16 protein-coding genes and 2 pseudogenes are annotated in these 20,173 nt (G+C 34.6%); 3 read left to right on the top strand and 15 right to left on the bottom strand.

Features of this window, described 5'->3' with window-relative positions; all coding sequences use genetic code 11:
* Positions 1-141: 141 nt before the first annotated feature.
* The 11 genes from PY093_RS16990 to PY093_RS16940 form a co-directional block, all read right to left on the bottom strand.
* Positions 142-1,233, bottom strand: coding sequence for a toxic anion resistance protein (locus PY093_RS16990; RefSeq protein ID WP_275644488.1), 1,092 nt, complete (start codon positions 1,231-1,233; stop codon positions 142-144).
* A gap of 17 nt (positions 1,234-1,250) precedes the next feature.
* A complete protein-coding gene (locus tag PY093_RS16985) occupies positions 1,251-2,864 on the bottom strand; it encodes a YceG family protein (protein WP_275644487.1) in 1,614 nt (537 codons plus the stop codon).
* A 237-nt stretch (positions 2,865-3,101) separates the two neighbouring features.
* Entirely contained in the window at positions 3,102-3,899 is a 798-nt protein-coding gene (locus PY093_RS16980) for an HAD family hydrolase (RefSeq protein WP_275644486.1), read from the bottom strand.
* On the bottom strand, positions 3,896-5,005 hold the full coding sequence (locus PY093_RS16975) for a cysteine protease StiP family protein (protein WP_275644485.1): 1,110 nt from the start codon (positions 5,003-5,005) through the stop codon (positions 3,896-3,898). The genes PY093_RS16980 and PY093_RS16975 overlap by 4 nt, the downstream gene beginning before the upstream one ends.
* Positions 4,998-6,380, bottom strand: coding sequence for a phosphoribosyltransferase family protein (locus tag PY093_RS16970; protein WP_345774216.1), 1,383 nt, complete (start codon positions 6,378-6,380; stop codon positions 4,998-5,000). Before PY093_RS16970 ends, PY093_RS16975 begins: the two co-directional genes overlap by 8 nt.
* Positions 6,319-7,515 (bottom strand): HpcH/HpaI aldolase/citrate lyase family protein, encoded by a 1,197-nt coding sequence (locus tag PY093_RS16965; protein ID WP_275644484.1) that lies wholly within the window; start codon positions 7,513-7,515, stop codon positions 6,319-6,321. Before PY093_RS16965 ends, PY093_RS16970 begins: the two co-directional genes overlap by 62 nt.
* A 222-nt stretch (positions 7,516-7,737) precedes the next feature.
* Positions 7,738-8,520, bottom strand: a complete 783-nt coding sequence (locus PY093_RS16960; RefSeq protein ID WP_275644483.1) for a TerC family protein — start codon at positions 8,518-8,520, stop codon at positions 7,738-7,740.
* Positions 8,521-8,573: 53 nt separating this feature from the next.
* Positions 8,574-9,152, bottom strand: coding sequence for a TerD family protein (locus PY093_RS16955; protein ID WP_275644482.1), 579 nt, complete (start codon positions 9,150-9,152; stop codon positions 8,574-8,576).
* An 85-nt stretch (positions 9,153-9,237) separates the two neighbouring features.
* Complete coding sequence (locus PY093_RS16950; protein WP_275644481.1) at positions 9,238-9,816, bottom strand: TerD family protein; 579 nt, start codon at positions 9,814-9,816, stop codon at positions 9,238-9,240.
* Between the two features lie 58 nt (positions 9,817-9,874).
* Positions 9,875-10,474: a TerD family protein gene (locus PY093_RS16945; RefSeq protein WP_275644480.1), complete on the bottom strand. Its 600-nt coding sequence runs from the start codon at positions 10,472-10,474 to the stop codon at positions 9,875-9,877.
* Between the two features lie 291 nt (positions 10,475-10,765).
* On the bottom strand, positions 10,766-11,800 hold the full coding sequence (locus tag PY093_RS16940; protein ID WP_275644479.1) for an ATP-grasp domain-containing protein: 1,035 nt from the start codon (positions 11,798-11,800) through the stop codon (positions 10,766-10,768).
* A 226-nt stretch (positions 11,801-12,026) separates the two neighbouring features.
* On the opposite strand from PY093_RS16940, the pseudogene PY093_RS16935 reads away from it, so the two are divergent.
* Together PY093_RS16935 and PY093_RS16930 are read left to right on the top strand one after the other, a co-directional pair.
* Positions 12,027-12,290 (top strand): annotated as a pseudogene (locus PY093_RS16935) (transposase); the annotation flags it as partial.
* A gap of 290 nt (positions 12,291-12,580) precedes the next feature.
* Positions 12,581-14,024, top strand: a pseudogene (locus PY093_RS16930) (IS4 family transposase).
* A gap of 295 nt (positions 14,025-14,319) precedes the next feature.
* Here the strand turns inward: PY093_RS16930 and PY093_RS16925 are convergent.
* The gene (locus PY093_RS16925; protein ID WP_275644477.1) at positions 14,320-15,333 is read right to left on the bottom strand and encodes a mannonate dehydratase; all 1,014 of its coding nucleotides are present in this window, start codon (positions 15,331-15,333) and stop codon (positions 14,320-14,322) included.
* 255 nt (positions 15,334-15,588) lie between these two features.
* The gene (locus PY093_RS16920) at positions 15,589-16,302 is read right to left on the bottom strand and encodes a FadR/GntR family transcriptional regulator (protein ID WP_275644476.1); all 714 of its coding nucleotides are present in this window, start codon (positions 16,300-16,302) and stop codon (positions 15,589-15,591) included.
* 326 nt (positions 16,303-16,628) lie between these two features.
* Between PY093_RS16920 and PY093_RS16915 the strand changes: the two genes are divergently transcribed.
* Positions 16,629-17,954, top strand: coding sequence for a DUF2254 domain-containing protein (locus PY093_RS16915; protein ID WP_275644475.1), 1,326 nt, complete (start codon positions 16,629-16,631; stop codon positions 17,952-17,954).
* Positions 17,955-18,180: 226 nt separating this feature from the next.
* On the opposite strand, the gene PY093_RS16910 is transcribed toward PY093_RS16915, so the two are convergent.
* Positions 18,181-18,405 (bottom strand): hypothetical protein, encoded by a 225-nt coding sequence (locus PY093_RS16910; protein WP_275647030.1) that lies wholly within the window; start codon positions 18,403-18,405, stop codon positions 18,181-18,183.
* 509 nt (positions 18,406-18,914) lie between these two features.
* A complete protein-coding gene (locus PY093_RS16905) occupies positions 18,915-19,928 on the bottom strand; it encodes a DUF1646 family protein (protein ID WP_275647029.1) in 1,014 nt (337 codons plus the stop codon).
* Positions 19,929-20,173: the final 245 nt, after the last annotated feature.

Genomic DNA, 20,173 nt, shown 5'->3' with positions numbered 1-20,173 from the left:
TCCGCCGAAAGAAGCGTTCTTTGCTTCTGTAGGAGGAGTTGAAGTTTCTCCTCGTTTCTAGGCACCCGGAGCTAGACACTAAAACTAGATACAAACTTTTTGTTATCTTTTAAAAAGACTCCTCCTAAAAGGAGGAGTACACTATTTTTGTTGTGCGATTTGCTTTAAATTATCCTGCAACTGGGTAATGCGTTTTAAACCATCTTCACGAAGTCGCTTGTTTTCTTCTTCGATCGATTTTGTTTCCTGCATTCCTTTTACGATTGTATTCCATGACTCTTCAATCGTTTCAATTTTAATGCTTGGTCTACCAGCTAGTTTAGCAATCTCTACACTTTGACTAGAAATGTTTTCAGCATTTCGCTTTAACATTTCGTTTGTACGACGATCTAATTCACTCATAGAATCAGCAACAAGTTTTTGGCGCTTTGCCGTTACAGCTTGGATGATACCATTCTTGAAAATTGGAATCGTAATAACAAACGCTGAATTAATTTTGCCAATAAGCTTTGTATTACCACGTTGTAGTAAACGGATTTGTGGAGCAGTTTGTAGTGAAACCATACGAGCCATTTCTAAATCGTAAATTCGTTCCTCTAGTGTCTGAATTGCATTTTTTAGTGTATCTACTTGTAATTGTGCCATCTGATCACCATTTGCTGCCTTTTGCTCATACGATGGTACTAAGGTAGTTAGTTCTTCTAATTTAATTTGTCCTGCCACCACATACTTTTCCAGTGACATGTAGTAGTTAATGTTACTTTCATACATTTCTTCTAGTGTCACTGTCGATCTAGTCATTTCATCCTTATATTTTGAGATTTCAACATGAACTTTCTCAATTTCTCCACCTAAGGTTTGATATTTACCGAAGATTTTTTCAACCATTCCATTACTTCGTTTAAATAATTTACTGAGTAGACCACCTTTTTGTTCTTCAAAATCCTTCTTATCAAAGCGATCCATAATCTTTCCGATTTGCTTTAACATTTCACCTGAATCCGTTACACTACTTGTTTGAATCATTGATAAAATTCGATCCGAAAACTGTGAAATTAAAACAGCAGGTTCTTTTCCAAATTCCAATAATTCCATTTGGTTTTTCACGTCTATTTGTTGCGCTAACTTAATAACCTCAGGTTCCTGACGAAGTTGTAATCTAATATCGTTGGCTTTCGACTCGGTAATTTCTTCATTTTTCTCGAAACTTGATGCTAGTACATCATTTGTCATTTACTTTCACTCCAAATCTAAAATTTTATTGACTTAAATATCTTTTTAAGAAAAGATGGCTCTTTGAATTCTTGTTGAAATGACATTTCCTCAAGCCAATGCGTATCAAACATACTAGAATCTATGAACTGCTCTATACAGTTATGGCCTGGTGGATTATAAATTACAATGTCTATTCCAAGCTCATTGAATAATAAGATCCTAGCAGCATCAGATCGGGAAAGAGATCCATTAATCTCTGTATTGAATAAAACTAACTTAGGTACATCCTGGGAATAATCAAACAACTGCATTAAGTTTAAGTGGTTAGGTGCAATATCTGTGGCTTGTGTAAATAAATACAGTTGAACATCTTCTACTTTTTCATTATTTTTCGGGATGAGCTTAGGGCTTGCGCATATATTTGATATAACATGAGCAATCGCTAGTTGAATTCCTTCTGGTAAATGCTTATATTGCCACCAATTACTTTCAACCATCTTTTTAGGATGAAGCTTGCCCTCTTTATCAAGTGCGTGTTGATAATGGAATTTATGATTTGCGATAACTTCCTTAGTAAAAGGGAAATTTCTAATTAACTCAGTATTCTTTGATTCAGATAACTTTTGTAACCGGTCCCAATATTCTTTTTTATTTGCAGAGACACCCATAATTTTTGAGAAAATTGAAGGAATCAGAACAGTCCCTTTAGTAACTTGAAAATTTTGTCGAATATGTGCCGGTTCTTTAGCAATTAAGAATAGTTCATCATAGGTCGTTTTTAACGTCACCGATGTCGGAAGATGATTTCTAAATTGCCATGGTTTATAAAGGTGAGATCCCTCATGAAATAGTACATTATTAATTTCTTTTGTTGCTCGATAGGCAACTGTTGATTGACGGTCTGGTTTTTCTTTAGGAAAAGGTTCTAATTTTCCAGTAGCTGGATAAGTAACAATTTGAGAAATATTCTGTTTAGGGTCAATCTCTGCAAATTCGTCTTTTCCTTCAGGATGAAAAATAAGCACATCACACCCAAGTTTCATTAAGTAGTAAAGAAAATACAATTGGCTCTTAGATGCATCTCCATACCAAATAACACGAGGCATTTCAATTTCTAGGTTTATATTTTCTAACCAACCATTGAGATGATTCCAAGACCATTTAATAATATCTACTAACACTCGTCGGAATTCTGGATGATTGAAACCATCTTTGTGATTTTGTTGAAATGTCTCTAAAACAGAAATTAGCGTTTGTCTTATATGACGATGCACAAGATTATTGGGATGAGTCGGAATTAAACGTTCCCCTTCTAAAAAAGCTACAAATCTATTAACTGACAACCCTTTTTCTTTTTGATTAATCATGTGTACCTTTTGAACACCTTGAAACCGTAATGTAGAGATTGATTTATCTAGTATTTCACTCAAGACATGAATCTTTTCAGAAGTATATAACTCATGAAGATTTAGATAGTAATCAGTTTCATCATGGTTCGTACCTAATATTCTTCCAGATAGTTGACAAAAACGGTATTCATCACTTTTCTCATAAGGTGTTCTCTCTGGGAGAGTCTTAAAGAGAGTAAGTTTCCATTTATCACTATCAAGTTTAGCTTGAGTAATTTGAAGATTACGATAATTACTCATTATGTCATCCCCTTTATAAAGATAAAATTTCGGGAGACCAAGGTTATACTTACTACCATGCCATTTATTGAATTACATAATTCATTCAACGGTTTACTTAACTATAAGGTCTCGATATTTTTTTGTCTCTATTTTATATTATATTCCAAATCTATCTACACTAAAAGAGATGGTAATTCTACTGCTTTTTCCTACATAATCTACTTCGGGTACGTAGTGCGTAATTCTACATTGCTTTTACGGTGATTTTGTAAAAACCTTATTATGAATCAATTCTACAATTTCCTCTGAAGCTTCCATCCCTGAAGAAGTAGTTTTGTTAAGAGTAGGATAATGTTCTAACACTTCTCCATGCAAAGGAGCAACTCCAAAATGTCCGTTCGTAATTAAATCATAATCTAACAATGAATCACCTGCTGAATAAATAGTACTTACGTTCAATTCGTTACAAAGGAATTCAACAGCTTTCCATTTATTAATAGGAAAAGGAATAAGGTAAAGTTTTCTACCTTGAAGTGACATTTGCCAGCCAAGATTTCGAGCCCATTCATTAAGGTCAGTTATTTCTTTATTTGTAATAAGACTTCTATTTATAAACAAATAAATAAATAGGTTGTCAGCCTGATTAATCTGTTCAACCCATTGTGGATTTGCTATATTTCTAATCCTTTTTATCATTTCATCTAAAGACAAACAAGCTTTTAATTGCTCATGAATATAGTTTGTCCAGTCTTGCAACACTGAACCACCCTTTAGGATATGACCGCCATTACTTGTAATTGCATACTCAGGTATAATTTCAGTTTGAAATAAATGGATTCTCTTATATTGACTAATTGTTCTGGTTGTTACGGGAATGAAATACATTTCTCTATTTAATTTACTAAGAGAAGCTTTCGTTTTTAATGAAATATAAGATATTTGCCTACCATCAACTGTTTCAATTAATTCGCAGGGACTATTTGTTTGATGTGTATTTAACATTTTTGTAGAATAGATTAAGGTTCGATCCAGATCACTCGCGAATGCTCTCATGACTTTTTCTCCAATTGTTTTATTAAACCACAGCAGCTGTAGGACATTCTAGTATATTCTTGGATAGGAACTCCTCGATCTTTTGCCAGTAAGATGATATGTTCCAAATGATGCTTTTGGCTTGGGTTAATTAGTATCTTCCATGGAACCCTTCTCAATAATACCCTTGTTGTTTCTCCTACACCTGGTTTAATATAATTTGTATTATCAATAGAAAACTCTTGCTGAATCCTTTGAATGGACTTTAAACCTTTCCAGTTTGGTTCTTCATGAGTGGCTTGTAGAACCTCTAGTTTACTATCCACAATCGAAAAAACCTTTTGAAATTCATTTGTAATCGTATCTACATAATAGTTAGAAACATCTTCGGGCAATAATTCTCTATAATACTTAGCCCCATGAAAATCATCAGATCCAATCCATGTCTTATTTACTACCGTTCTACTAACTAAACCAGAAACAGTTGAGTTTAAGCAAGCACTCGGGATTAAGAAATCTTCTCTCGTTCCATATAAAGTAGAACAATAACCAGGATCTGTTAAAACAGCTAATTCAGAAGATAATTGCTTATTATATTTCTCATTATAATTTTTAATTGATAGATCTAACTCTCTTGTGATTGCCCCTTTACCCGTCCATCCATCAACGAAAATTATCTCCTGCTTAGGATAATGTAATGCTATAAAGTTTAAGGCGTTCTCATCAATTCCTCTATCACGAACAATTGATATACTAAAATGCGGAATGAAGGCATCATACTTCAACTCAATATATCTCCTTATCAGTACACCAATAGGAGTCCCAGCGCGAGCAAGGCTACAAAGAACAATATTAAGTCCCCTTTTTCTAACAATTTGTTCAGCAACCACTGCAACAGATAAGGCGACCTTCTCCTTGCTAGTTTCGAGTGATTCATAAAACAACTTCATATAGTCGTCTGATGGCTTATACTCAACCGGGAGCATTTCTGAGTAATGAACTCCATTTTGGATCGACAGTTCTCTTTCCATCGTCTTTTTCTCTATATTAATATGTGACAAATCTTTTAATAAGAAGGTAACATCTTGCTCAGGATAGCTACCTATTTTAGAAAGAGCGCTATTCACATTGCTCACTCCTTTTTTTCTTAGAACATATAACAATATTCACATGCTGTATTCCTCTGTCTCTAACTATATCCATTAGTCCCTTTAGAGAATCCTCGGTAATTTCTTTTTCAAAAAAGAGATAGACTTCATCATAATGATCCTTTGGTATGTTATATATATAATGAACAATCTCTAAATCTTCCGGATTAAAAAATGTAAAGCCGTTTTGGATTGCATATTTTTCTTTAACTTCTGGAAGAATTGGACTTCTTGTTGTCGAATGGAATTTTACCCCTTTACCTAGATGAGCCGATATTTTCATCGGAAGATACATAAATTCTCCGGTTCCTAAGCAAAGGGTCTTAGCACCATAACTAAAGGCACTTAAATATTTTCCAGCATCAGCACAAGCCTGATCAATGCCTAGTCTATCTTTGTTTGTTATCCCAAATCTGCCCGTTTCATTAATATATGGTATATGCATTTCATTATTATAACTAGTCTGGGTAAAGAACTTAGAAACATCTATTACTCTATGATTCACTTTATTTTGCTTTGGTAATGGTGAATAATTATAATTCACACTCTCTAATGCCTCTCCGTCAAACACCATTTCTCCTGATATTAAAGAACATGTGTTGATGGTGATGTCTAATTCTTTTTCTAAGTCTAAAAACTGCCTCACATTATTTTCTGATCGCCAATCCAGTATTGAAATAACTGAGTAGTTTCGTCTTGGAAATTTAGCATGTATATTACGAATAATGTTAATAGCCGTTTTACCCGTAGTAATTTCGTCATCCACTAAAATAATAGGTTTTTGGTTATCAATTTGGCTAATATCGATAAAACAGTGTTGATCGACAGCATGTGAGTGTTCTTCCTCAAATTCTAAATTTGAAGTCAAACCATCAACAGATTCTCTAGTGGTATGGATATAAAAAGCAGCTTTTATACAATCAAAAAATGCATGCCCTAATGAAGTAGCTGTTTCTGCAAATCCAATAATGATTGGATCTTCGCCTAGTCTTAGATTTAACTCTGACAGTAATTGATAAGCTTCTTCTATAACAGCAGAATCTTCTGATAAAAATCCATTTAGTATTGCTGGTTTAGTATGAACACGTTGTCCAGTTGCATTTTCATAGTGCTCTATTGCTAATAATCCAGAAGTAAGTAATGGTTTCAAGGGATGTACAGGTAAATGTTTTCCTAGAACTTTACTGACAAAAAGAAATCCTCTTTTTTTATTAACTCTTGCTGCCATTAAAAATAATTCATCCATTGCAAGATTAAGAGGATTCGAGATGATATTTAACTTTACTGACATGTTAGACGAGATTTGAAGAGTAGGTTGATTCTGCAAGTAAGTCGATGAAGTTGTGGTTGTCATGATACACCCCGTAAATCTTGGATTTTTTCAAAACCTTATCGGCCCATAGGTAATGTGGTTTTATTTCGTTCATCTTATTTAAGTATTCACTTTTTACTACACCTACATTTCCAGTATAGTTTTCAACTATTGATAATGCATCTAAATACTCTTCATTGGACACTACAATAAGACTTTGGACAATCTTCACATGATTTGGGTGAATTACCGTTTTCCCATTCAGTCCATTAGCTAGGTCTAATAGTGTTTCCTTGATTAATCCGTCACCATATTCACTCAGCAATTGAGTACGTACTTTTAGTCCCCCCTCACCATAACTTTCAGAGAATGGAGATTGACGTAATTGTGGTTTTAATATTCTAGTAGTTGAGTTTTCAAAATACTCCCACACTGGTCCTGAGATCACATAATCTCGAGCAAAGAAATTAATTAAATCAGTTATAAAGTCTCGTATAATTGAAATATCATATATCGTTGTATGGCAATTTCGTCGTATACCATATAGTCCACATAGATCTGTAGCACCGATTCGAATGTTCAATATAGAATCTTTATAGTTTTCTAAAAGTTTTTTTATCGTCAAAAAATTCATTACTCTTGTTTCTTTATCGATGATATCAGGTGTTTCAAATATTGGCATTCCATATAATTTAATGTTGGTTTCTTTTACGATAGTAACTAAATTCTCTAGATAGGCTGTCGCGTTGTAAACGGAAAACTTAGGAAACACAAAGCCTGTTAAGCAATCAAGTGACTCTTTAAGCTGGTAACTTATACGCGACATCTGTTCTGGTGATCTTACCCGAAGAAAAATTAGTGGAAGTTCTTCTGTAGAAATAACCTGTTCTTTTAGGGAATTATAGATTGCTTCAATATGCTTTATAACCATGGCTTCTGCCATTTCAACCTCGTTGTCTCCTATTGCATCTTCAAGACAAAGTACCATTGAACAGAGTTCTGTATATTTTTTTGAAATAACAAGTTCGGCAATATCATGTCTGGTTGAAGGCATATATAATGTAGCCCCTAAACTATATTGCAAAAGGTCTTTGGGAGTCGATTTTGTTACGATCGTGGGTTTCATTAAGAAAATACCTTCTCTTTGTAATTCGGATAGATAATTAAAATATCTCAAAATAACACCTCTTAATTTATAAAGTGAACCTTCAATCAATGGGGGTCTTTATCCCCAACTGATTGTTAGTTGAACTTATAACGCTAGGAGCGCGCACGTCCTATGCGCTACGCCATACTTGCACATCCTGTGCTTCGTCGGACCTTTAGGGGCAGTTGATCCCCCACTTAAGCGTGGGATAAAAAAGAAGGAGATATGTTTCTAACTCCTTCTTTCTACTTATTATTCTTTTGAAGCAGCAGCTTCCTTACGCGTTGCCTTAGCTTTGTTATAATAGTGAATTACAAATGTTGCTAGGAATGAAACAATTATTATTGCAAAGAAAAGAAGATGGTCTAAACTGAACCCGAATATACTTGCGAACATTTTAGCTGAAATTATACCAATTAAAACAAATGCAGTAGTTTCTAATTCAGGGAACTTATCAATTAGTTTTAAGAATACACCTGCAATAGTACGCATCATAAGAATTCCTAGCATACCACCAACAAGTAATACCCAAACTTTATCTGAGATAGCAAAAGCAGCTAGGATAGAATCTACGCTAAATGCAATGTCTACCATTTCTACTGATATTACAGTAGCCCAAAACAAACCAAAAGTACGTACTAACCATGAAGTCTTATTAAATTCCTTAACCTCATCTTCACCATCTTTATTGCTATTTTTCTCACGGAAGTATTTGATTACAATCCACCCTAAATAGGCGGCACCTAAAACTTTAATAAATGTGAACTTAACTAAATATACACCTACTCCGATGAATAAGAAGCGGAAGAAATAAGCACCTAAAAGACCATACATAAGAGCCCTTTTTCTTTGTTTCTCGGGTAAGTGCTTTACTAATACCGCAAGTACTAATGCGTTATCTGCTGATAATAGACCCTCTATAACGACTAATGTTCCTATTAATCCCCATGATACTGGATCAGATAAAACCTCACCCCACATTTCGAAGTCAAAAAACATCGCGTATGTTGAAAAAATCTGTTGTAAAATCTCCAATTGTTGCTCCTCCTATTATTGAGCCGAACGAAGAATTTACGTTCAGGGTCTCTTTAAACTTGTAAACCGTAATTACTGCATAAATCTGCTAAACCTCCTGAAAATCCACTACCAACGGCACTGAATTTCCAATCATTCCCATAGCGATACAATTCGCAAATGACAACAGCTGTTTCAATTGAGAAATCTTCTCCTAAATCAAAACGCAGCAATTCTTGATTGTTAGAATCGTCCAATACACGAACAAAAGCATTTGAAACTTGTCCAAAATTTTGGTGACGTGTATTTGCATCATGAATCGTTACGGTTATTCCAATTTTATGCACATTTGAAGGAATTTTAGAGAAATCAACGATTAACTGTTCATCATCTCCATCACCTTCTCCTGTTCGGTTATCCCCACTATGAACAACTGCTCCAGAAGGATGTGAAAGATTATTATAAAATACAAAGTCTTGATCATTTAAACATTTATCGTTCTCATCTACTAAAAAAGCAGAAGCATCTAAGTCAAAGTCACGTCCACCTTGATATTTATTTGTATCCCAACCTAGACCAATCATCGCTTTAACTAAACCAGGATTTGTTTTTGTTAAATCAATACGTTGTCCTTTTGATAACTGAACAGCCATAGTAAATACCCCCATTATTTAATTAGTAGAGTAGAAAAGAGAAGACAAGAACATGAATCTATTTCTTGTCTTCTTTTATTACTTTTTAAATAGATAGGCCATAGTCTGTAGCAATACGTCCAAGTCCACCTTGATAACCAGAACCTACCGCTGAGAATTTCCACTCTCCATTATGACGGTATAATTCTCCGACGATAATAGCTGTTTCAATTGAAAAATCTTCCCCTAGGTCATAACGAATAATTTCTTCATTGTTATCTTCGCTAACAATTCTTACAAAAGCATTGGAAACTTGACCAAAGTTTTGGTTTCTTGCTTCACCATCATGGATTGTGATAACAAAGGCGATTTTTTCAACACTTGCTGGTACAGAACCTAAATTAACTTTAACTTTTTCGTCGTCCCCATCACCTTCACCAGTACGATTGTCACCAGTGTGTTCAACAGAACCCGCTCCAGCCTTTAATTGATTATAAAATACAAAGTCAGCTTCAGATGCACATTTTCCATTTGCATCCAGTAAGAATACGCTAGCATCTAGATCAAAATCTTTCCCACCATCATACTTATTTGTATCCCAACCAAGTCCAACTACTACCTTTGATAAACCAGGGTTTGTTTTAGTTAAATCAACTTTTTGACCTTTAGATAATGAAATAGCCATTTAATTTTCCATCCTCTCAATTTTGGTTTTGCTTATATTTTCCAGTAGTATAAGGAAGTTATTTGTTATAACCATTAACGATGTCTTCTAATTTGGCATCACTTGTACCATTACCTACCGCAGCGAATTTCCACTCACTTCCATGTCTGTAAATCTCTGCAACAACTAAACTAGTTTTACCAGAGTAGTTATCAGTTAAATTAAACTTTAGCATCTCTTGATTATTAGCACTATTTACAACTCTAATAAATGCATTTTTAATCATTCCAAAATCTTGTTTCCGTTTTACACAATCATAAATATTAACAACAAAAACTATCTTATTGATGTTTTGTGGAACTTTGTTGAGATCAACGAGTACTTGTTCGTCATCCCCATCACCTTGACCGGTTATATTATCCCCAGTATGTTGAACACTGCCACATGAGCTTTTTAAATTACCAAAATATATAAGATTTTTTTTGTTTGTAAATTTATCATCTTCTAACATAAGAACGGATGCATCACAATCTATATTTGGTGTTGAAGCACCAAATCCTAAGAATCCAGCTTTTTTAGTTTGTACAGGATCCCAACCAAGTCCGATCATTATTTTTGATAATCCGGCATTACCTTTAGTTAAGTCAATTCTTTGTCCCTTTAGCAATGAAATAGACATTTCTCCACTCCTTTAAATTTAATATTAAATTATGAATAGTAGTGTGCATAAACGTTTTTTCTATTTTCTTTATAGATCGGGCAAAAAATATATGGGTGAATAAATAAAATTCAATTCCTATTCCCACCCTGTAGAAAAATGTAAAAAATGAATATAGGTTTATTCTACTAAATACCTATATAATAATCTAGTTTTTTAATAGAATTAGGTTGTGTAAATATATGTAAGTGTAATCACATAGCGATTAGTATCCACTCTATTATTTACCTTGTCCATTTAAATTTAGTAAACTTATCGTTTTTTTGATAAAATCACTGGATTTTCTAAATAACTAGCTTTTATATCATATGTAGCTTTTGGGATATCTATCTCTTCATTTAATAGCAATTTTAAGGAGAGATAAGGAAAATTAACACCAGAAAAACAACTAATATGAAGCCCTCCACTCATACGAGGATTTATCTCTAACAGCTTTGGAACTCCATTGCGATATTTCACCTGGATATTGAATACAAATGGGATCCGATACTTTTCATAGATTTTTTTTGCGATTTCAATTAGTTCTGGATTATCTTCTAGTACACGTACTCTTCCCTTTCCTTTCTTCCTAGGAACAACGGCATATAACTTTTCTCGATCAGCTAAACAGTCAATACTATATTCTGGACCATCTAAAAATTCTAATACCATTAATGATGGAAATGTCTCCTGCTGATTAAATACTTCACAAGCGTGAGAATAAGGTATCCTAAACCCAATTCCTTTTGTAAATAAATCATCGATACTCTCAATGTGCTCCTTCACGACTCGAAAGCCATTTGCACCTTCTCCAATAACTGGTTTAAAGCAAACAGTGTGTCCCTTTGCCTTCAGGTTTTCATAAGCCGTTTTAAAATCTTCTAAACAGTTTACTATATAGTAATCCGGAATCGAAACTAAAAAATCACCATTTTTATTATTATCCTCGATTGCTTTATACGTTAGTTCCTTATCATCCATCATATTCATCAATTCTGGATCTGGACATACTAACACCTTAGTCCCTATTCTAGTGAATTGAGTGAGATGCTTTGATATCAATACGTTCTCTTTTCTTGGAACAAAAACATCAATTTGATGCTTTTTACAAAAATCAAGACAATAATCAATATATTCTTTACCTGTAATATCTAGCTCTATCTCCGCAAAATCGCAAACCTGCAGATAAACAGCATCTTTATTAGGATGTGTGCCGTAGATGATTACTTCTTTGCCGTCAGGATTATTTCTAATCATTTCTATATAATGAGACACTGTTGAGAACCAACGATTAAACCATATTTTCATAAAGACACTCCGATAACTTTTTTTTGAGTAAATTTCGTAATTCCATAGCCTTGATATGACTAAGTTTTGTAGGGCACAAAAAAGATATAGTTACCACACTCTACCAGAGATGAAAGGAGTGTACCTCCCTATGTAACATTATACGACAAAAAAGCTTGTTTGGCTTGGAAGATTTAATTCAGCAAATGTATATCAGAGAAACGCCTCACACAGGTTAGGAAATTACATTATTCATAAAATCCGACAAGCTATGAGAAAGCGTGATGCTAACTATACCCAAGCAGGAATTGTAGAGCTAGACAAGGCTTTCTTTGGTGCTCCAACCGAAGGCGGAAAATGCGGATATGGAACTGACAAAACCAAGGTGTTAGTAGGGTTATCCTTAAATCAAATGGGTCATCCGCTTTTTCTTAAAATGGAGGTCGTCCCTAATATTAAAGGTGAAACCTTGACTGACTTTGCCAAGAAAAGAATCCAACCAGGCTCAACTAAGACTGTCGGCAGAAAAATTATTTGACATATCCTTTTATAATGGAGTTTTACTCTTTTTCACACTATACAAATACGTAAAGTTTCAGGCAATAAAATAAGGTGTCAAACACCCTAACAAGTTGTGTTTGACACCTCGCTTTTAACTTATAACTTAAGTTTCGCACCTTGAAAATCCAATAAAAAAAGCCCTTTTTCAGAGAAGAAAAAAGACATGGGAATCCGCATGAACACTGGATTTTTGGTATAATTAAGGTACCAATCCAAACCAACCAAAAAGGACGTGTTATCATGCGGAAGAGAGTTAAAGAAATCGAAAATGTATTCCAATCTCATGGATTTTCGATTGATTCTATTATACAAAATGTGATGAAGAAATTCAATTTTCGTTCACTCTGTCATCAGGTCGGGTTTAAAAAGGAACAAGGATACTCTATTACTGATATTTTGTCTTTAATGCTTCTGTTTCCACTTATGCTTATAGACAGTGTTAATGCCCTTTATAAAAGCAATTTCGAAACGATGAAAGAGATGAAGAAGGATGCATTTTATCGTGTGAAAAATAACAGTCGCCTACCTTGGCGAAATCTGCTTTTTAGTGTATCGAAGCAGTTCCAGAAGCTGGTTAATCCTGAAAAGGAAGTAAATCCTAATTCGGCTTTTATTTTTGACGATACGATAGATGCTCGTACAGGAAAAAAGATTGAAAAGATTTCCTACGTCCATGATCATGTTGCTGGTCGGAAGGGGAAAAGTACCCTCGGATTTAAGAACCTGACAATGGGGCTGTTCGATGGGACAAGCTTTACTCCCCTTGATTTCAGTCTTCATTCGGAAAAGGCATTAAAGCGAAAAGACACGAAAAAGCAATACAGAAAAGAGAGAAACCCGAAAACAAATGGGGCAAAGCGGATAAAGGAATGTGATATCGACAAAATCACAAGTGCCCTTCGTATGCTTAAAAGAGCCATCAAGCACGGATTTAAGGCTAAGTATGTGTTGGTAGACAGTTGGTTCTCAAGTAAAGATTTCATATCCACTGTTAGAGGAATCAAAAACGGATCTCTGCATGTTATTTGTGCAGTGAGGCGCGACTTTAGAAAATATGGGTATAACGGCGAAGAACTGAATGCCAAAGAGATTTTGAAGGTACTAAAAAAAGAAGGAAAAGAAAAGCGTTGCCGCAAAAGGAACGTGCGTTATTTTGAGGTAGTAGTCGATTATTCTGGTATTGGCGAAACAGTAAAACTATATTATTGCCGTTATCCATACCAAAAGGACTGGAAACTATATCTATCCACAGATGAATCCTTGTCATTGGTGGAAATGCTTGAAATCTATTCTATTCGTTGTCTATTGAAGTTTTCTTCAAGGAAACCAAGCAGCTGCTTCACTTAGGAAAATGCCAATCCCAGAATTTTGATGCCCAAATAGCTCATGTGACAACAACATATATTCTGTATATCTTTTTGTCTTATTTTCGTAGAATCAATGATTACGAAACACTGGGCGGGCTTTTCGCAGATATGAAAGATGAAATGACACAGAAAAATGTTGCCGAACAATTATGGAGTATGTTTGATGAACTATTAGATATTGTTATATCAGCATCTCCGAGTCTGGATCTGTTGATATCCAATCCTTTAAAAAATCCCAAGAATACAAATATCTTGAGGGTTTATTTGAGGCATCTTTTTTAGGGAATCAGTTGTTTGGACGGGATAATGTTGCATAATAGATCAAAGTGGAATGACATAAAACATAACAGTGACAAGGGAAATCAGTAAATTTTATACCTGAACTCCCTTGTGTTTTGGGGTGCGAAACTTAAGTGATTAAATAGAATATGCTCAGGATTAATATTCCAATTGCAACCAACTTAGGCGCGAAATCAGCCCCAATTTTAGATACTGTTAATTTCTTAATACTATTTGAAGCTATATACATCACGATTGAGACAGTAATCAAGAAAGCGCTTGCATATATATCCCTACTAAGTCTTAACATAGTCTCCCCCCTCCGTTATAAATCTAGCCTTCAAACTCTACTAATGCAGCTAGCAATGCCTTGATATATCCAATTGAATATGCAAAACCTACACTTCCGTAACTCCAGCCGATATTTGAATGTGCCCAGTTTCCATCAAGATCAGGATTATCACCTTCCATCATTGGTACATGGTCAGGATTTAAACAACCATTGTAGCCGACTTTTCGAAGCTCTAATAAAATTTTGAACATATTCATATCACCATCATCTAATAAGGCCTCTTCAAATGCTCCTGCTGTCGGTAGACTCCCCCTCACGTTACGGAAGTGCACTAGGAAGATTCGATCTTTTCTACCATATTGATTAATTTCATTTAGAACTAAAGGACTTCCTCCTTCTTCTGCCCGAGTCCCAATACAATAGATATAACCAACATTTTTGCTTGGAAATTCATCCATAATACGGCGATAACCCAGCCCACCAAATGGTGTATCATGATTTGGTGAATCAGAAGGGTGCATGCCCAAATTAACATTATAATCTTCACATAAAGGAACTAGTTTAGAGTAAGCATCACGGAATCGTCCCCACCATTTTTCATGATCTTCAAGAGTAGGAGTTTGATAAGGTTCCTTGTTAAAGCCTAGGCTTTCACCACGTGCTATCGCTCCCCCTCTTTGTCTCGCCTGGTAACTCTTTGTCATGTAGTTGTATGTATCACCTGCAAAGCGTTGTCTCACAATCTTAATTCCTGCTTCACCAAAGACTTTAACCGCATTCACTGAGTTTTCTAATTCTATTTCGCTACCATCTTCATTGTCCATAAATCTTTTGGAAAGATCAGGTAATGTAACACGGTTAATATCAAGACCAAAGGATCTAACTTTACGTTTCATCTTTAATAGTTCGTCTAAATCAGGGTAGCCCTGTTCTTTTACACCAGGGAAAGAGGACCCTGTTCCAAAATCAACACAATCTACTCCTAATTGACACATTTGTCTTAAATCGCCATCTGTTAAATCAAATTTTGTTGTAGTCACCGATACCTTCATCATCTTATATTCCTCCAGTGATTTATTTGAAGTTAAATAAGTATCCGCTTACATTCTAACTTATAAGAGTATTTCCGCCTACCATTTCATTTGTTTTTTTAATTGTAAGACAAATAAATATGTAAGTCAATAATAAATCTTATAATATTCTAATTACTTTAAATACAAAGTTAATTATCCATATAAATGAACCCGAATAAGGAACGAATCCTTTATTCGGGTTCTCTTTCATATGAGTCGTTATTCGATTTGTAAAACTCAATTAAGATTATTTAACTTTAAATTTTTTAGTGCTTTCCTTCTTACAAAATCAAGATGACGGTACATGCTAGTATACGCTTCAATAGGGTCACGTTTTTCAAGTGCGTTATATATATCAGTATGATAACTTAATGTTTGAGCCAAATTTCGATCTTCTAAAGGGATCTGTTCTAATACTTTTTGATGAAAACTTTGTAACGGGTCAATGATTGCTTCAAAAAGAGGAATATTGGCAGCAAGAGCAATAATTTTGTGAAACTCTTTATCAACTTCTGAGGAATCCTCAGTTGGTAAGGATTTCATTTCCTCAATTAGTTCGTTTAATTTGGCTAAATCTTCATCAGTAATTTTCTCAGCTGCTAACGTAACTAAACCTAGTTCTAATGCGACTCTCGTTTCTATTATCGAGACCAGATCTGTTGCTGAAAGCGCTAACATCATTGAAAAGGGTTTACTTCCAACTTTATCAGAAAAGAATGTGCCATTTCGGGTTTTTCGGTTTACAATTCCTAATACTTCTAAAGAAGTCATTGCTTCTCTGATTACAGGTCTACTTACATCACAAATTTCCATTAATTCTATTTCAGACGGTATTCTGTCTCCTGGTTTAAGTTGTCCAGTAGTGAGTAGCGAGATAATTTCATCAATTACTTGGTTTGATAATGTTTTTCGACTTAGTGATTTAATATCTACACTCTTTTGATTTTCCACATTTACTCCTCCCTTCTTTATAGAGTCTATCTAATTATTAATTGTAAGACAATTTAAATAAATCGTAAATCAATTATCGGAAATTGTCAAGATTCGCTCTTCAACTTGTGTATCAAACTACAAGTTTGGTGTGATTTTATGGATTTTGTTATTCAAATTAATCTATTCTTCTTTTCGTAAAATAAATTTTGATAAACAATCTGGCCTTTACACAAAGAAAATATGATTATTTATTATCTGGGGTGTTTTTCGCAATTTGAATAAAACTTACATAATAGCGAAGACTAATGAAAAAATCTAGCTTCGTTTTTTAGGAAGTGTTAATTATGAATTTCAAAAGTTTTTTAATTCGTATCAGAAAAAGTTTTTGGTACCTTCCATCTTTATATGGATTTATAGCAGCAATTCTTGCTATTTTAAGTACAAAACTGAATGTATATATAGTAAATCAAGAAACTCTATTTTCTATCTTTCCACGTGTTCTTTTTACCGATATCAATCTTGCACAAATCATTTTAAGCTCAATATCTGCTTCATTACTTACGATGACAACCATTACTTTTTCGACAATACTTGTTGTGTTAACAACATATCTATCTGAATTTTCTCCTAGAACACTACAAAACTTTATTACCGACCATAAAACCAGGAGTGTTCTAGGGATTTTTGTTGGTGGATTTATTTATTCGATTCTTTTGTTATTGCTTTTACGAGAAACAACTACCACAACACTATTTATTGTTCCAGCTATCGCAATTTTCATTTCTATTACATGTTTAATTGTCTTTGTGTTCTTCATTCATCATGTGACAAATTGGATTCAGGTTAGTAACTTAATTCACACTATTACATTAGAAACAATTGAGAAAATTAATAAGGATTTAAAAGATCGAAAAGATGTCCTCGAGGATGCCCCATGGGATGATTGGGAAAGTGATGAAATTAAGCATATTACTCCAACAGAATATAGTATAAACAATGCTGGATATATCCAATACATCGATATAGAAGGCCTAGTTAACCAGGCAACTAAAGATGACATTATTATCCGTATAGAAAAACAAGTTAATGATTACGTAGACCATGATACTCCTTTATTATCCTTTTGGACATTATCTCCTAACAAAATTGAAGGAGACTATTATAAATTCTTCGTTATCGGTTCAGAGCAAGCTGCTGTAAATGATATTGAATTTGGACTCACAAAGATTGTTGAAATAGGACTTCGTGCATTATCTACCGGAATTAATGATCCTAATACAGCGATTAACTGTATTGAAAATTTAGGTAAAATATTAACTAAATTAGGGAACAAACATATACCAAATTCATATCATAACGATGATGAACGAAATCTCAGAGTCATTTATAACAAACCCGACTTCTCAGATTTCTTGTATCAATGCTTTTTTCAAATCCGCCAAGCTGGTTTTTCTGATATCTCTGTCTTATCAGCTGGGATTAAAGCATTGACCTTGGTTGCACAAAGCAATCCCAAGCATATAAAGGAGATTGTTTGGGAATTTGCCGAATATATTATTGAAGGAATTGATCAAGATTCTCTCCTTTCTTTGGACAAGCGTTATGTAAATAAACTGTTGGAGGCACTCGCAAACACAACTGGGCATGGGAAGGACTTTGAAGCAATTTGAACAAAGCGCAAGGCGCGCCCATATTGAGGAACGTCGATTAAAACGTCTTTTGATAACCGTTTTTTATTTCTTTCAAGATTTCGGGCATCAGACTGCCCTTTTGGTTACCGTTTTTTATTTTTTTCAGGATTTCGGGCATCAGACTGCCCTTTTGGTTACCGTTTTTTATTTTTTTCTAGATTTCGGGCATCAGACTGCCCTTTTGGTTACCGTTTTTTATTTTTTTCTAGATTTCGGGCATCAGATTGCCCTTTTGGTTACCGTTTTTTATTTTTTTCAAGATTTCGGGCATCAGACTGCCCTTTTGGTTACCGTTTTTTATTTTTTTCAAGATTTCGGGCATCAGATTGCCCTTTTGGTTACCGTTTTTTATTTTTTTCAAGATTTCGGGCATCAGATTGCCCTTTTGGTTACCGTTTTTTAATTTCGAAGTTATATTTTTTATACCCACCCATTTAGAAATCACCGATACCAAGGTATCTTGTGCCAGGATTTTTGATCTATTATGCCGTTTAAAGTCTAAAAGGATCAACATATTAAGTCTGATAGTATACGAAAAGCGAAAGGGGCGCACGCACGCCCATCGGCGCGTCGATTAAAACCCGCCACGTCAGGTAGCGAACATCGAAGTTAGACATAAAAACCGGGTAAAAAACTTATACTTTCTTACCCTTTAAAGAAAGGCAACTAGAGTGTGCCTTTCTAATTTATACGGAGCTGTCGTTATAGTAGTCCCTGTCCTTAATGGTTTACATTGCTTGCGAATCATAAGAAACCAATATGGCTACCCTTCTCGTAGCCACCATCTACATTGAAAAAGTATTATACAAAATCATTAGTAATGGATGAGTACCTGTGTCAACTGATATTTTTCAGACTGGATGAACTTTACCCCAGCACATTAATAATTTCTTCAACTCGGGTAAGGCCCCTAAGTCATAGGCATTATAGTTTTTTCATCTACAAAACAATAGCAAAATAGTAAACAAGCATGGTAAATATGCCTAGCGGAACACCAAATCCCGCCCATTCTTTACTTGTGATTTCTAATTTTCCCGCTGCGATAATATTTGGGATATTACCTGGAATTAACATGCCTCCACTTATAAGTAAACCTAATAAAACTGATCGAATGGTTGAATGGTCCATAACAGGACTTATTTCTGCAGCAGTTAGAGTTGCATTATCTAATATAGCTGAAATCGTATTCAACCAATAAAGCAGTGCTGGGTCAAGTTCTAAAAAATATAAGTTAATGAGTGGTTCAAAGCCTGCACCTAGAAAAGTAAGTCCCATCACGAAAAAATAAATCTTTAATGCACGAGTAAGAATTTCTTCGTAACTTTCACTGCTTTGTTTTTTACCAACTGACCCAATACCATTTGTGGGAGGGCTAATAAGTATAGCTGCTAGCAACCCAAAAGTAATCAGGGCTATGAATATCTCAGGGCCAATTAATCGAACTAAGAAGAAGAAATCCTCATTTAATTTACTGATAGCTATCGTTGAAAGTGGTTCGCCAATAGGTGTCAAGGCTGCCCCTAAACCAATCGAATAGCATACCAATACAACAAATCTTATTGTTGCTGTGCGTTCAAGGCGGAGTGATGTAACAATTACCACTAACACAAGTGCAGCAATAATCGCAGTAATCATGCTGGAAATGACACCTAAAAGAATCACACAAAGAGCAATAAATACTCGAAAAGGCATTTTATCGCTAATTCCTGTAATAGTCTTTTCTAATGGAACGTGAAGCCACTTGAATAATAACCCTGCTACAAAAACGGCAACCGTAATATTAATTGGATCCAATGCACTTTTTAAAAATAATGAGCTATTCAACACACCACTAACTGTGGCTGCTATTACTCCCATCCCAAATAAAAACACTTCTAAATTCTTCTCTACGCCTCTTATTGTTAATGGCAACAGCAATACAAGAAAAAAAATTACAAGTAGTCCAATGACCATCCATATCTACTCCATATTCGTTTTCTCCCATACACTTTGTTACGGTCTATATATGGAATAATATATTCATATGCGATGACATGGACAATCTTTCCAACCAGTTTCCGTTTACCTGATTGCTTTATCTTGAGTTGTGGGGTGATATATTTTTTTCTAAAGTCAAAGAAAACAGGAAAACCATTCTTTCAGTTGTCCTGTTCGCATATCTTGATCCATCTTATTCATCTGATATTTCCTGTATCACC

This window comes from Cytobacillus sp. S13-E01 (assembly GCF_029193815.1).
Classification (GTDB): Bacteria; Bacillota; Bacilli; order Bacillales; family Bacillaceae_L; genus Bacillus_BV.
The sequence above is the reverse complement of the archived record's forward strand: the minus strand, read 5'-3'. Positions and strand labels throughout refer to the sequence as shown.